Source organism: Streptomyces sp. SPB074 (genome assembly GCF_000154905.1).
Taxonomy (GTDB): Bacteria; Actinomycetota; Actinomycetes; order Streptomycetales; family Streptomycetaceae; genus Streptomyces.
The window spans coordinates 5176489-5190813 of record NZ_GG770539.1 but is presented as its reverse complement, the minus strand read 5'-3'; the positions used below and the strand labels follow the sequence as shown (position 1 = coordinate 5190813).

Sequence of the window (14325 nt, the reverse complement as noted above, 5' to 3'; positions counted from 1 at the left end):
CGCCGAGCGCGGCGGCGCCCTTGAGGAAGCCCTCGGGGTCCGGCTTGCTCGCGCGGACGTCCTCGGCGGTGACGCGCACGGCGGGCACCCCGAGCCCGGCGGCCGTGAGCCGGGCCGTGGCGAGGGGGACGTCGGCCGAGGTGACGAGGGCGTGCGGGTGCGGGGCGAGGGCGGCGAGGAGGGCGGCGGCGCCGGGGATCTCGACCACGCCCTCGGTGTCGCGGGTCTCCTCGGCGAGCATGACCTCGTTCTCGGCGAGATTGGTCGCGACGGGGCGCTCGGGCAGCAGCGCGGCCATCGTCGCGTACCCCTGCCGCCCGTGCGCGACGCGCAGGACGTGCTCCGGGTCGAGCCCGTGGCGCAGGGCCCAGGCGCGCCAGACGCGCTCGACCACGGCGTCGGAGTTGACGAGCGTGCCGTCCATGTCGATGAGCAGGGCCTTGACGCGCAACTCGGTACCTGGCATGGCACACCTCACGGGCACGGGGGAACACGGGCGGAGCACAAGAGTGGTCCCGCCCGCAGGTCAGGGTTTACGGACGGAACCACTTTGTTCGGCCACGATACAAAACGGGCCGGGACGGCGCCACACCACCCCCGGCGCCGGGCCGCCGCGCCCTGCCGGGCCGCCACGCCCTGCCGGGCCGCCGCATCCTCCCGCGCCGCCGCGCCCTCCCGCGCCGCCCCGGCTCAGACGACGGCCTCGAAGAGGCTGAGCGCGCCGAGGACGAGCATCATCAGCGCGGCGGCCTTCGTGACGAGCCCGAGCGGCACCTTCCTGATGAGCCCGCGCCCGCCGAGCACGACGAGCGCACCGACCGACCACAGCGCGGCGACCGCGCCCACCCCCACGGAGAGCGGCTGACCGCCGTAGCGGGCGGCGAGGTTGGCCGTGACGATCTGCGTGAGGTCGCCGAACTCGGCGGCGAGGATGAAGGAGAACCCGGCCCCGGCGACGGGCCAGAAGCTCTGCCCGCCGGGCTCCCGCGCCCGGGCGACGGCCGCCTCGTCGGGTGGCCGCTGGAGCAGCAGGAAGGCGGCCCCGCCCAGGAAGAGGACCCCGGAGAGCGCGCGCAGCAGCCGGGTGGGCAGCAGGGTCAGGACGCTGCCCGCCGCGATGGCGAGGACGACGTGCAGCAGGAAGGCGGCGGCCATCCCCGCGTAGACGTACGAGGCGCGGTACCGGGTGCCGAGGACGAGCCCGGCGAGTGCCGTCTTGTCCGGCAGCTCGGCGAGCACGACCACCCCGAAGACCAGCGCGGCCACACCGACATCGAACACGCTTCCCGCCTCCCGCGACACCCCCGGCCCCCTCCGGGCCGGAGCGGGCCCGCCCCGGCGCCCGGCCCCCGAAGGTACCGGGTGCCGGGGCCGGGCCCGCCCGCGAGGGAGCGCCGCGCGGCGGGCACGGGGAGTTCCCAGCAGCCGCTCCCCCGCCCGCCGTTCGGCTTCGCGTCCCCACGAGCCCCTCGCGCACCTCCGCCTCCGCCTGCCCCAACTCCCCCTCCCCGCACGCGGTGTCCGCACGCCCGCGCACGACCGGCGAGCGTTCACCACCCTTGTCGTGACGTGCGCATGACGCCACGCTGTTACCTGGTGACCACCCCACGGAAACCACGGTCCGTCAGCCTGACGCCGGACCCACCCCCACACCGAGGAGTCAACGTGCCCTCACACCAGCCCGGTTCGTCCGTTCTCTACGCGCGTCACGACCGTCCCGCGCAGCGACGCCGCCGCGTCCTCGGCGCTCTCGGCGCCCTGACCGCCGCGCTCACCACCGCGTCCGTCCTCGCCGGACCGTCCGCACAGGCCGCCCCTCCCACGCCCATCGCGGCCTCCACGGCGCGGAGTTACCTCTCCGAGCTGGCCGTCGCCTCGCCGGGTTCGATGAGCGGATACAGCCGCGACAAGTTCCCGCACTGGATCACGCAGTCCGGCAGCTGCGACACCCGCGAGGTGGTGCTGAAACGTGACGGCACGAACGTCGGGCAGAACGCGAGCTGCTCGGCGACCTCGGGCACCTGGAAGTCCCCGTACGACGGCGCCACCTGGAGCGCCGCCTCGGACGTGGACATCGACCACGTCGTCCCGCTCGCCGAGGCGTGGCGCTCCGGCGCGAGCTCCTGGACGACCGCGCGTCGCCAGTCCCTCGCCAACGACCTCACGCGCCCCCAGCTCGTCGCCGTCACCGACAACGTCAACCAGTCGAAGGGCGACAAGGACCCCGCCACCTGGATGCCGCCGCTCGCCTCCTACGGCTGCGTGTACGCGCGCATGTGGGTCCAGGTGAAGCACTACTACGGCCTCGACGTCGACGCGGCGGAGAAGACGGCCTTGCAGGGAGCGCTCAAGAACTGCTGAGGCCGGGTGAGCGCCGGGGTTCCCGGGCTCCGGGGCCCCGGGGCCGCCCCGACTCGGGGGCCGCCCCGACTCGGGGGCCGCTCGTACTCCGAGGCCGCCCGGACGCCGGGGCCGGGAACCGTCTTCCGGCCGTCCGCCGTTCTCCCTGGTGAGCCCGCGGCGGTTCCGTGCGCGGGACACGCGTCCTGTCCGGGTGACCGGGTAGGCGCGTGGCGCGGGGCGAGAGCGAGCGTGGAGGGCGGGCGGGAATGGCCAAGCTGCTGCTGGGACCGGTGCTGCGGTACGTGGACGCGGGGTCGGCGACCGTCTGGGCCGAGACGGACGAGCCCTGCACGGTGCGCGTGCGCGCGACCGCGCGAAAGGACGCGGAGGACGCGGAGGACACTGAAGACGAAGGCGCGGAGGACGCGGAAGGCGCCACCGGGAGCGCGTCGGCCCACGCCGGGGACCCGCCCGACTCCGCCGCGGCCGTCACCGGCTCCACCGCGCCCTTCACCGGCGAGGCCCGCACCTTCCGCGTGGCCGGGCACCACTACGCCCTCGTCGTCCTCGACGGGCTTCCCGCCGGGACCGCCCTGCCGTACGAGGTGACGGCGGAGGCGGAGGACGGCGGGGGCGAGGCCCGGGTGTGGCCCGAGGAGGGCTCGGCGTTCCCGCCCTCCGAGATCCTGCACGCCGAGCGCGGACCCCGCGGCCCCGGTCCGGGTCTCCTTCGGCTCCTGCCGCTGGGCCGCGCCCCCGGCCGAGGAGGAGGACCCGGTGGGCCCCGACGCCCTCGACACGCTCGCGCTGCGGCTCGCCGGTGAGCCCGCGAGCGCGCGCCCCGGGCTGCTCGTCCTGCTCGGCGACCAGGTGTACGCGGACGAGGTGTCCCCGGCGACGCGCGAGTGGATGGGACGGCGGCGCGACCTGGACAAGCCGCCCGGCGCGCAGGCCGCCGACTACGCCGACTACACGCGGCTCTACGCCGAGTCCTGGGGCGACCCGGAGATCCGCTGGCTGCTCTCGACGGTCCCGAGCGTCATGATCTTCGACGACCACGACGTGATCGACGACTGGAACACGAGCGACAAGTGGCTCGCGGAGATGCGGGCGACCGGCTGGTGGCGGGAACGGATACTCAGCGGCCTGATGTCGTACTGGGTCCATCAGCACCTCGGCAACCTCTCCCCCGCCGCGCTCGCCGCCGATCCGCTCCTCGCCGCGATCCGCGCGGCACCGGAGCGCGACGGCACCGAGGCGCTGCGCGCCTTCGCCGAGCGCGCGGACGCCGATCCGGCCGCCGCGCGCTGGAGCTTCCGGCGCGATCTCGGCCGCACCCGCCTCCTCATGATCGACTCGCGTGCCGCGCGCGTCCTGGCGGAGGACCGGCGCGCGATGCTCGGCCCGGAGGAGGAGAACTGGATGCGCGCGCAGGTGCGCGAGGACCGGGGCGCGTACGACCATCTCCTGCTCGGCACCTCGCTGCCCTGGCTCCTGCCGCACCTGATCCACGACCTGGAGAGCTGGGACTCCGCGCTGTGCGGCGGCGAGCGGGGCGCGCGCTGGGCGGGGCGCGGCGAGTACCTGCGGCGGGCGGCCGACCTGGAGCACTGGGCGGCCTTCCCGCGCTCCTTCGGCGCGCTCGCGGACCTGATCGCGGAGGTGCGGCAGGGCCCGGAGGCGCCCGCGACGGTGAGCGTCCTGTCGGGCGACGTGCACCACGCCTACGTCGCGGAGGCACGGTGGCCGAAGGAGAGCGGCACGCGCTGGCCGGGCCGGGACGCGGCGGTGCCGGGCAGTCCCGTGTACCAGCTCACGTGTTCGCCCGTGCACAACTCGGTGCCCCTCGCGATGCGCTTCGGCTTCCGGTTCGGCTGGACGGGCGCGGGGCGCGCGCTCGGCGGGCTCTTCGCCCGGCACGGGCGCGTGCCCGAGCCCGCCGTGCGCTGGCGGCGCGACGGCGGGCCGTGGTTCGGCAATCAGCTCATGACGCTCGACCTGCGCGGCCGGACGGCGGCGCTGACCCTGGAGAAGGCGGTGCCGCGCGACGGGCGCGCGACCCTGCGCGAGGTGACGCGCACCCGGCTGGACCGCCCCTGAGCCGGGCGCTCCCGTACCGTTCCGGCCCGCCGGGCGGTCTCACCCCTGCCGTACGGGGAGGCCGCCGGGCGGTCTCACCAGCCCCGGAAGGGGACGGAGACGCAGGCGGCGGGCTCGCCCATGCCGGTGCCCTCGTGGAGGACGACCGAGCGGGCCTCGCCGGGGCGGAAGCCCCACGGGTGCGTGACCGTCGCGGTGCCCTCGCCCCCGGTGCCGGCGGTGAAGGAGAGCCGGATCTCGTTGCGGTCGTTGGCGTAGGCGGGGTCGGTGGAGGGCGTGACCGAGTCCTTCGCGTGCTGGTAGTGGCCCCCGGCCGCGGCCGGGTCGGCGCCGCAGAGGCCGGTGTGCACGTGCGCCCTGTAGGAGTGGCCCGCCCGGAGGCCGGTGGCCCGCAGCGTGACGCGGGTGCCGTCCTCGTCGGTGTGCTGCTCGACCTGGACGCCCGCGCCGGCCGGGACGAGCGCGGGCCGGTAGGTGAGCGCCCTGGGCAGGCTCCCGCCGGGGGCGAGCCCCTGCGGCACGGGGGCGAAGCGCGTGCCGATGACGAGCTGATGGGTCCCCGCCGGGCGCTCCCCCGCGGAGGTGGTGCCGGGGGCGGCCGGGGCGGGGTCACCCGTACCGGTGAGAGCCGGGTCCCGGAGCGGGACGACCCCGGTGACCGGTTCGGCATCGGCGGGGCCGGCCCCGGCACGTACCCCCTGGACCGCCGGACGCACCGTCGCGCCCTTGGCCGCCGGCCTGGGCAGCGGGCGGAGCGCGGGCCTGGCCGGTGGCGCGGCGGGACGCAGGTAGGAGGCGGGGAGCGGGCCCCGCGCGGACGCGTCCCCGGCCTCCCGCTCCGCCACGGCCCGGGGCGGTTCCGGCCTGGCGTCCGGCCCCGTCGGTGCGGCGGCGGCCCGGCCACTCGTCCCGGCCGCCGCCAGTACGGCCGCGGCGACGGCCCCGGCGACCCTTCCTGACACCATCTGCTGCTCCTCGCGCTCGGTTCCCCTTCGATTACCTTCGGTGTCTTCACTGGTACGGGACGGTGCTGCCGGGCGCCGCTCGGATGGGGCACGTGGGTGAACGTGAGAAGTCCTACAAGCCCACCCCCCGGCAAAGCTCCCTGTGATCAGTCCGCGTACGCTGTATGGCTGAGATCCGATCGCCCTTGCCGCCCCCCGTGCGACAGCGTGGCGCTGTCCATGACCGGGAGTTTTCGGTGTTCGAGAGCCTGGGGCCGCTGACCGGCAGCCCGTGGATGTACGCGGTCATCGCGCTCTCGGTCGCGCTCGATGTCTTCCTCCCCGTGCTGCCCAGTGGCGTGCTGGTCGTGATGGCGGCGACCGCGGCGGCGGCGACGGCCTCCGCGAGTCCGCACGTGAACCAGATCCCGCACGTCGTGCTGCTCGCGGCCTGCGCGGCGGTGGCCTCCGTACTCGGCGACCTGCTGGCCTTCCGGCTCGCGCTGCGCGGCGGGGCGCGCCTGGACCGGGCGATCGCCCGGTCCCGCAAGCTGAGCACCGCGCAGGAGCGGCTCGGCTGGGCCCTCGCGCGCGGCGGCGGCGCCCTCGTCGTCCTGGCCCGCTTCGCCCCGGCAGGACGCTCGGTCGTCTCGCTCGTGGCGGGCGCCGCGCACCGCCGTACCCGCGACTTCCTGCCGTGGTCGGCGGTGGCGGGCGTCGCCTGGGCCGCGTACAGCGTGGCGCTCGGGTACTTCGGCGGCCAGTGGCTCGGCGCCAACTGGTTCGGAACGGCGATCTCGGTCGCCGCCCTCTTCGTGGCGAGCACGGGCGCGGCCTTCCTCATGCGCCGAACCGCCCCCTCGGCCCCCGGCCCCCGCCCGGCGGCCAACGCAACGCCCCTGACGGCGGGCGGCGGCGAGCGCGGGACCGGCGGCGGGGAGCACGGGACCGGCGGCGGGGAGCACGGGACCCGCCCCCTCCGGCGCCCCTGACAGCGGCGCGGAACCGGCGCCCCCGGGCCCACCCCTCACGGCGGCCCGCCCCTCACGGCGGCCCGCGCCGGGGCGCCCGCACCCCTCAGCCTTCCTCCCGAGCCGGGCCCCCCTTCACCTCCAGTCCCGCCATCAGCTCCGCCGTCGCCCGCGCCACCTCGGCGACCGCGCGTTCGAACACCTCGCGGTCGTGGGCCGCGGGCGCGCGGAAGCCGGAGACCTTGCGGACGTACTGGAGAGCGGCCTCGTGGATCTCCTCGCCGGTCGCCCACTCGGGCTGGGCGGGGGGACGCAGGGTCTTGATGTTTCGGCACATGACGCCAGCCCGCCGCCCGCCCGACGCGGCGTCCACCGACCGGAGCCGTTCACACGTTCGAACGAATCACCACGCCGCCCACCCGCTCCGTTCGCCTCGAAAAATCGAACAGGCGTACCATTCAGAGCGTGGCAGAGACCCGAGACTTCCCCGACGACCTCCGCACCGGCCAGGAGGAACTGCACCAGGTGCGGGCGGAGCTGCGCGAGCTGCTGAGGCGGCTGCCCTGGTCCGTGGCCCCGCACGACGGCTTCAGCGACGACAACGGATGGCGGCGTGTGGAGCGCCCCGCCTCGCCGGGCTGGGGCGCCAAGGACCAGGCGCTCGTGAGCAAGCTGCGCGCCCGCGAGTTCGAGCTGACCGTCTTCGTCAGCTCGCACCCCTACTGGGCCGAGGTCGCCGAGGAGCGGCGCGTGGACGCCCGCAGTCGCCTCAAGCGCGCGACCCCGCCACCGGCTCCACCGACGGCCGCCCCGGGGAACCCCGCCGCACCGGAGGGCTGACCCCCTCGCCCGCGCCCCGGCGGGCGCCCCGCGCACCCACCCGGGAACCATCCCGCCCGCGCTCCCGCACCACCGGGGAACCACCCCCCGCGCAGCCCCCCGCACACCTCCCCAACCCCCTCACGCCAATCGTTGAACCTTTCGCGCCACGCGCGACTCGGAGCACCCAACTCCCGCCGCCGACAGACTCGTTCACCATCCGCCACCCCGAACTGGTGCAGATGAGGTGAGAGTCGTTCCCTGATATGCGGAACCGTCCGACGCCACAAATCTCGACTGATACGATCATCAGACTTTCAGTAGGCTGACGACGCGTCATGCGCGTGCGGGGGACAGTCTCAAAAGCCCCACCGCCCTAGGGCGCGGGACAGAATACGCCAGGCGGCTCCGCGCCACCCGCCACGACGCACGACCGCGCGCGGTGCCCCGGAGGACCCGTCCCCGTCCTCGCGCGGTGCGAGTTGAAGAGAGTCTCATGACTTCATTTTTCCGAGATCCACTGCTGTGGTTCTCGCTGGCAGTGCTCGTGGTCGCGGTCCTCGCCGTGCTGCGGGCACGACGGACCAACCTCTCACTCAGGAAGGCGAAGGCCGAACTGGAGGCGGGACTCGGCCGGGCCAGGGGTGATCTCGCGCACCTGGAGGCGAGAACCGCCTCCCTGGCCGACCGGCACCGCGGCGAGCTCGCGGACGTCCGCGCGGACGCCGAGTCCTCCACCAAGGCGGTGCTCAAATCGGCCATGGGCACGCTCCAGTCCCTCGCCGAGGAGCAGCAACTCCTGCTCGACGGACTGCTCCAGAAGTACGGCGACGACTCCGAGATGCTCGCCGACCTCATGTCGGTGGACCACACCGGCAGCCAGATCGGGCGGCGGGCCAAGGGCATCTCGGTGCTCTGCGGCGGCTGGCTCGGCCGCCGGCAGGCGCCCGCGAACGTCTACGACGTCGCGCGCAGCGCCCAGGGCCGCATCAAGGGCTTCGGCCGGGTCGGCGTGCACGCGCAGGTCAGCGCCCGGGTCGTGAGCAAGGCGGTCGAACCGCTCGCCGTCGTGCTCGCCGAACTGCTCGACAACGCGACGGCGTACAGCGCCCCGGGCACGCCGGTCGAGGTGAACATCCAGACCGTGCCCACCGGCATCTGCTTCATCGTCGACGACGCGGGCCTCGGCATGGACCAGGAGACCAAGGACCGGGCGGCGACGCTGCTCTCGGGCCAGGAGTCCGTCGACATCACCAAGCTCGGCGACCCGCCCCGCTTCGGTTTCGCGGTCTGCGGGATGCTCGCGACCCGCTACGGCTTCGCGGTCTCGGTCGGTTCGGTGTCCCCCTACGGAGGCGTGCGTGCCGTGATCCGCGTACCGGAGGAGCTCCTCAGCATCGAGTCGGCGCCCCCCGTGGAGCCCGCCCGGCAGGACTCCGCGCCCGAGGAGGAGGCCCCGCAGCGACTCGCGCCCGTACCGGTCGGCCCCTCGCACATCGTGGGCCGCACCTCCGGCGGGCTCCCCAAGCGCAGCCGCCGCCAGCGCGCCATCTCGGTCGTCCCCGAGCCCGCGGCGAGTGAGGCGACGGCACCGGAACAGTCCAGTGAAGTGACCGCTTCCCGCCTCGGCGCCTTCGCACGGGGCACCCAGCTCGGGCGGAGCACGACCTCTGCGGAAGGACCGAATCAGCCGTGAACACCGACCTGTCATGGGTGCTGAACGACGTGCTGGAAGTGCGCGGCGCACGCCACGCGATCCTCGTCTCGGGTGACGGGCTCCTGCTCCAGCGCTCCGACGACATCTCCCGCGACGACGCGGAGACCAACGCGGCGGCGATGAGTTCCATGCAGTCGCTCAGCCGCGCGGTCGCCCCCTTCGTCGGCGCCGGGAACGGCTTCTGGAAGCAGACGCTGCTGGAGTACGACGGCGGCTGGATCTTCCTCATCGCCGCCGGTTCCGGCGCCTACCTCGCCGTGTCGGCCGCGGTCGACGTGGACATGGAGGCGGTGTCCTTCCGGATGCAGAAGACCGTCACCGCTCTTGCGAAGGCGATGAGCGTCGCCCCGCGCACCGACAACGGTGTCGGCGTATGACGGCCCCCGGCGAAGGGCCCGCGGGGCCCGGCGAGGAAGCCTCCGTCACGAGCGATTTCGTCCGCTCGTACGTGATCACCGGCGGCAGGGAGCTGCCCGCCGCCGAGGACCTGGCGCTGCACACCCTCGTGACGCTGGCGCCCGACCGCACTCTGCCGCTCGGCGCCAGCCCCGAGACCCGGGCGATCTGGGAGCTGTGCGGCGGGGGCTACCTCTCCGTCGCCGAGGTCGCGGGCCACCTCGCGCTGCCCGTCGGCGTCGTGCGGTTACTCCTCACCGACCTCGCGCGACAGGGACACCTCATGCGCCGAGCCGAACCGCCCCGTGCCCAGCACGTTGACAGAGCGACTCTGGAGAAGGTTCTCAATGGACTCCAATCCCTCATCGGCTGAGGTCGCCCCGCGCTCCATCTACGTCCCCAGCGCGGTGACCAACGCCGCGAAGATCCTGGTGGTCGGGCACTTCGCCGTCGGCAAGACGACCCTCATCGGCTCGCTCTCGGAGATCACCCCGCTGCGCACCGAGGAGCGCATGACGCGCGCCTCGGTGGACGTGGACGACCTGCGCGGCACGGGCGACAAGAGCACGACGACCGTCGCGCTCGACTTCGGCCGGCTCACGCTGAGCGAGGACCTCGTCCTCTACCTCTTCGGCACCCCGGGCCAGCAGCGCTTCATGCAGCTGTGGGAGGACATGGCGCGCGGCGCGCTCGGCGCGCTGCTGCTGGTCGATCCCTCGCGCCTGGAGCAGACCTTCCCGGTCATCGACCTGATCGAGAGCTACGGCCTGGAGTACGCGGTCGCCGTCAACGCCTTCGACGCCGGCAGCTCCTACGGCACGGAGGAGGTCCGCGAGGCGCTCGACCTGCTCCCGGACACCCCGGTGGTCGTCTGCGACGCCCGCGACCAGCGCTCCTCCGCCGAGGCGCTCATCGCGCTCGTCCGCCACCTGCTCGACCACGCGGCCTGACCGCGTCCTTCCCGCCGTACGGGCCCTCGCTCCGCACGGCGGGGAGGGGCACCCCCCGCGCGTACGGTCCGCGCGCGAGTCCGGGCGGCCCCCGCCCCCGCGGTCCGCGCGCCGCCGCCCCGCCGGGCGCCCCTCGTCCCCGCAGCCACTCCCCCGGCCGCTCCCCCTCGCTCCCCGGGAACCCCCTCCCGGTTCATGAAGGAAGTCCGATGACCTCTCATCGCGCGTCCGCCCCGACCGGCGGCGGATGCCCCCTGCACGACGCGGCCTTCGCCGCCGATCCGCACCAGGTGTACGACAAACTGCGCGCCGAGGGCGCCGCCGGGGCCGTCGAGCTGGCTCCGGGGATCGAGGGCACGCTCGTCGTCGACCACGGCACGGCTCTCCAGGTCCTCCGCAACACCGAACTGTTCCCGCGCGACTCACGCCGCTGGCGGGATCTCGTGGAAGGGCGCATCGCCGCCGACAACCCGCTGCTGCCGATGCTGGGCTACCGGCCCAACACCATGTTCAGCGACGGCTCCACCCACCTGCGCCTGCGCAAGGCCGTCACCGACAGCCTCGCCAAGCTCAACATGAGCCGCATCCGCCGCGACGTCGAGCCCATCGCCGACCACCTCCTGGACCAGTTCAGCGAGCGGGGCCGGGCGGATCTGCTCTCCGACTACGCCAAGCTGCTGCCGCTGCTGCTCTTCAACAAGCTCTTCGGCTGCCCCGCCGGCATCGGTGACACCCTCACCTCCTCGATGTCGGCGATCTTCGACGGCCGCGACCCCTTGCGCGCCAACGAGGAGCTGACCGCGTGCCTCATGGAGCTGATCTCCCTCAAGCGCCGCCAGCCCGGTGACGACATCACGTCCTGGCTCGTCCAGCACTCGGCCGGGCTCACCGACGCCGAGCTGAACGACCAGCTGGTCATGATGATGGGCGCGGGTGTCGAGCCGGAGCGCAACCTCATCGGCAACACCCTGCTGCTCATGCTCTCCGCCTCCGGCGGCCACGACTCCGGGCCGCAGATCGAGGAGGCGATGGACCACGTGCTGTGGAACGCGTCCCCGATCGCCAACTACGCGGCGCACTACCCCGTGCAGGACGTGGACTTCGGCGGGCACATCGCCGAGGCGAACACGCCGGTGCTCATCTCCTTCGCCGGGGCCAACGGCGACCCCCAGCTCGCCGAGGCGCGCGGCAGCCAGAGCAAGGGGGCCCACCTCGCGTGGGGCGCGGGCCCGCACGCCTGCCCCGCCAAGGACCCCGCGCAGGTCATCGCGAGCGCCGCGATCGAGCGGCTGCTCAACGCGCTGCCCGACCTCGCGCTCGCCGTCCCCGAGGAGGAACTGCGCTGGCGTCCCGGCCCGTTCCACCGGGCCCTGGTCTCCCTGCCGGTCACCTTCAGCCCCTCCCCGGCGAACCGCCTGGCCGCGCACCGGCCCCAGCCGGCACCGGGCGAGGAGCGGCAGTCCCGCGCCGCGCAGCACGACGCGGGCGGCGCCGGCGATACGGGGAGTACCCGGGAACCGGCCCGCAAGAAGGGCTTCTGGTCGACGTTCCTCGACGTCTTCCGCGCCTGACGCCCCCTCGGTCCGCCGCGTGCGCGGCATGGCTGAGGGCCCATCACCTGGTGAGGATTCAGGCCGTGTTTCGCGCCGCGGGTTTCGTGGTGCGGAGGTCCCTTTGCGGGTCCTCCGCACCATGACGGGGCATGGAGCGGATCAGGACGGAAGTCGCGAAAAGGGACATCTCCTGCGGTGTTGCCGAGGCCGAAACCACCGCATGTGACAGAGGAAACACCCTGTGGCGCATGACGTTCCGACAGGAGGGGTAGCTTCCGCCGGTACCGGCAGTCTTAGCCGAAGGAGCTATGCGTGAACGCCGTAGGTCATCACTCCGGCACCTCCACCGTCAGCCGCCGCGCCATCATCCCCCTGCTGCGGCGGCTGCGCAGCGCCGAGGGGACGGCGAACCCGCGCCCCGTGTGGGCCGCCCTCCACGAACTGGGCGACATCGTCCCCGCCCCCTGGGGCGGCTACTTCGTCGTCGGCTTCGACGCCTGCGACGAGGTGCTGCGCGGCAGGAAATGGCAGAGCACCGACTTCGCCTGGCAGCAGCGCCAGGGCAACCCCGAACGCTGGAGCGACCTCGCGACCCGCGAGATGACCCGTACCCTCCCCCGGCTCAACGCCCCGGCGCACACCTGCCAGCGCCGCGCGGTCGGCACCCCCTTCGACCGCGCCTCGCTCGAAGCCCTGCGCCCGATGATCGCCGCGCTCGTCTCCTCGCTCCTCGACGCGCTGGAGGCCGAGATCAAGGCCGAGGGGCACGCCGACTTCATGCGGATCGTGGGCGAGCAGTTGCCGGCACTCTCGGTGGGCGAGTGGATCGGGATCGACCGCGCCGACCACGCCCATCTCCTCGACTTCACCCACCGCCAGGTCTACGCACAGGAGTTGCTGCCCACCAGATCGCAGCTCGCCATCTCCGAGCAGGCCACGCTGGAGATGCGGGAATTCTTCACCACGCTCATCCGCGAGCGCCGCGCACGGCCCGGCGACGACGCCCTCACCCGCTGGATCGCGCACTTCGACGCCCTCTGCGAGGACCGGGCCACCGCCGACCGGACCCTCTACGACCTCACCATGTTCGTCACCATCGCCTCGCTGGAGACGAGCGCGGTCCTCCTGGGCAACACGGTTCACCTCGCCACCTCCGACCCGGCCCGCGCCGCCTGGCTGGCCGCACACCCGGAGCACATCGCGTCGACGGTCGAGGAGACACTGCGCTGGGACGCGCCCATCTCGATCAACTCCCGCGTCGCCTCGGAGGACCTCGTCCTCGCCGGTGTCCCGATCCCGCGCGACACGACGGTCCACGTGATGTACGGGGCCGCCGCGCACGATCCGCGCCGCAACCCCGAGCCGGACACCTTCGACCCACTGCGCCGGGGCGGCCACCTCGCCTTCGGGGGCGGCCTGCACTACTGCCTCGGGGCCGGTCTCGCCCGGCTGGAGGCCCAGGAACTTCTCGGACAAGTGCTGAAACGCTTCCCCACTTTGCGCGCGGTCACGCCCCCGGTCTTTGACGACACGCGCCTCGTCTTCCGCCGACTCGTCTCCCTGGATGTCCAGATATGACCAGCCAACCGGAGCAGGCCGCGCCGCCCGCCCCGTCCTCCCTGTCCCTCCTCCCCCTGGACAGCGACCGCAAAACCCTCCGCACGCGCCGCGAAGGCGGCCTGCTCCTCATCGAGTTGCGCGCACCGGAGCAGGGCAACGCCGTCACGGACACCATGCTGGACGAGTTGTACGAGGTGCTGAGCGCCCAGGACAGCGCGACCAAGGTCGTCGTGCTCACCGGTGCCGGGCCCGACTTCTGTCTCGGCGGCGACCGCCACGAACTTTCCACACACATGGCCGACGACCCGGCCGGGGACGCCGTACGGCTCTCCGGCGCCCGGGCCCGCCGCGTGTGCGAGGCGCTGAGCACGGGACCCGCAGTGACCATCGCCCGCGTCCAGGGACGCGCGATCGGCGCCGGATTCGCCCTCGCGCTCGCCTGCGACCTGCGCGTCGGCGCCGAGACCACGAGCTTCCGGCTTCCCGAACTGGCCCTCGGCCTGCCCGTCGCCTGGGGCGGCCTCCTGCCGCGCCTCATCAACGAGGCCGGAGCGGCGCGCGTCCGCGAATTCGTCCTGACGGCCCGCGTGGTCGGGGCGGAGGAGGCACTGCGGCTGTCGATCCTCCAGCGGGTCGTGCCCGAGACCGGCCTGGACGACGCAGTCCTCGCCTGGACCAGGCCGCTGCTGCGCCGCTCCCCCACCGCGCTGCGCCTCACGAAGACGCTCTTCAACGCCCACGCGGCCCCCACCCGCCTCGCCGACGCGAGCCTCCTCGACGCGGAACTCATGGCACTGGCACTCTCGCGACCCCGGGGCTGACCCTGCGGCCCCCGGCCGACGAAGCCCGGGGGCCGAGGAGTTGACGGGCCGTCCGGCTCGGCGGTGGAGGCTCGCCCTGGCAAGGCGACTGTCGGCGGTCCGGGCAGGCTGTACCGCGAGCGGGACCCGCGCCCCCGCACCCGTCCGGGCG

Annotated in this window: 14 protein-coding genes and 1 pseudogene; 11 read left to right on the top strand and 4 right to left on the bottom strand. The window is 74.0% G+C overall.

Annotation, left to right across the window (positions count from 1 at the left end):
• Both SSBG_RS31615 and SSBG_RS21985 read right to left on the bottom strand, forming a co-directional pair.
• Window positions 1-466: HAD family hydrolase (locus SSBG_RS31615; RefSeq protein ID WP_037870377.1), on the bottom strand; the 466-nt coding region annotated here is incomplete at its 3' end.
• Between the two features lie 224 nt (window positions 467-690).
• Window positions 691-1281 (bottom strand): TMEM165/GDT1 family protein, encoded by a 591-nt coding sequence (locus SSBG_RS21985; RefSeq protein WP_037871758.1) that lies wholly within the window; start codon window positions 1279-1281, stop codon window positions 691-693.
• Window positions 1282-1665: 384 nt separating this feature from the next.
• Here SSBG_RS21985 and SSBG_RS21980 point away from each other — a divergent pair, with 384 nt between their 5' ends.
• Both SSBG_RS21980 and SSBG_RS21975 read left to right on the top strand, forming a co-directional pair.
• Window positions 1666-2361, top strand: a complete 696-nt coding sequence (locus SSBG_RS21980; protein ID WP_008748269.1) for an HNH endonuclease family protein — start codon at window positions 1666-1668, stop codon at window positions 2359-2361.
• A 248-nt stretch (window positions 2362-2609) separates the two neighbouring features.
• Window positions 2610-4443: pseudogene (locus tag SSBG_RS21975) on the top strand (alkaline phosphatase D family protein).
• A 74-nt stretch (window positions 4444-4517) separates the two neighbouring features.
• Here the strand turns inward: SSBG_RS21975 and SSBG_RS21970 are convergent.
• Entirely contained in the window at window positions 4518-5408 is an 891-nt protein-coding gene (locus SSBG_RS21970; RefSeq protein ID WP_234010621.1) for a superoxide dismutase, read from the bottom strand.
• A 236-nt stretch (window positions 5409-5644) separates the two neighbouring features.
• Here SSBG_RS21970 and SSBG_RS21965 point away from each other — a divergent pair, with 236 nt between their 5' ends.
• Complete coding sequence (locus SSBG_RS21965; RefSeq protein ID WP_008748266.1) at window positions 5645-6379, top strand: DedA family protein; 735 nt, start codon at window positions 5645-5647, stop codon at window positions 6377-6379.
• An 85-nt stretch (window positions 6380-6464) separates the two neighbouring features.
• On the opposite strand, the gene SSBG_RS21960 is transcribed toward SSBG_RS21965, so the two are convergent.
• Window positions 6465-6695, bottom strand: a complete 231-nt coding sequence (locus SSBG_RS21960; protein ID WP_037870375.1) for a DUF2277 domain-containing protein — start codon at window positions 6693-6695, stop codon at window positions 6465-6467.
• 128 nt (window positions 6696-6823) lie between these two features.
• Here SSBG_RS21960 and SSBG_RS21955 point away from each other — a divergent pair, with 128 nt between their 5' ends.
• The 8 genes from SSBG_RS21955 (at window position 6824) to SSBG_RS21920 (ending at window position 14174) form a co-directional block, all read left to right on the top strand.
• On the top strand, window positions 6824-7198 hold the full coding sequence (locus tag SSBG_RS21955) for a hypothetical protein (RefSeq protein WP_008748264.1): 375 nt from the start codon (window positions 6824-6826) through the stop codon (window positions 7196-7198).
• Window positions 7199-7673: 475 nt separating this feature from the next.
• Window positions 7674-8873, top strand: a complete 1200-nt coding sequence (locus SSBG_RS21950) for an ATP-binding protein (RefSeq protein ID WP_008748263.1) — start codon at window positions 7674-7676, stop codon at window positions 8871-8873.
• Window positions 8870-9271, top strand: a complete 402-nt coding sequence (locus SSBG_RS21945) for a roadblock/LC7 domain-containing protein (protein WP_008748262.1) — start codon at window positions 8870-8872, stop codon at window positions 9269-9271. The genes SSBG_RS21950 and SSBG_RS21945 overlap by 4 nt, the downstream gene beginning before the upstream one ends.
• On the top strand, window positions 9268-9663 hold the full coding sequence (locus tag SSBG_RS21940; protein WP_008748261.1) for a DUF742 domain-containing protein: 396 nt from the start codon (window positions 9268-9270) through the stop codon (window positions 9661-9663). Before SSBG_RS21945 ends, SSBG_RS21940 begins: the two co-directional genes overlap by 4 nt.
• Window positions 9638-10240: a GTP-binding protein gene (locus tag SSBG_RS21935; RefSeq protein ID WP_008748260.1), complete on the top strand. Its 603-nt coding sequence runs from the start codon at window positions 9638-9640 to the stop codon at window positions 10238-10240. Before SSBG_RS21940 ends, SSBG_RS21935 begins: the two co-directional genes overlap by 26 nt.
• A gap of 209 nt (window positions 10241-10449) precedes the next feature.
• Window positions 10450-11811, top strand: coding sequence for a cytochrome P450 (locus SSBG_RS21930; RefSeq protein ID WP_008748259.1), 1362 nt, complete (start codon window positions 10450-10452; stop codon window positions 11809-11811).
• 294 nt (window positions 11812-12105) lie between these two features.
• Entirely contained in the window at window positions 12106-13371 is a 1266-nt protein-coding gene (locus tag SSBG_RS21925) for a cytochrome P450 (RefSeq protein ID WP_008748257.1), read from the top strand.
• A complete protein-coding gene (locus SSBG_RS21920; protein WP_008748256.1) occupies window positions 13368-14174 on the top strand; it encodes an enoyl-CoA hydratase/isomerase family protein in 807 nt (268 codons plus the stop codon). The genes SSBG_RS21925 and SSBG_RS21920 overlap by 4 nt, the downstream gene beginning before the upstream one ends.
• Window positions 14175-14325: the final 151 nt, after the last annotated feature.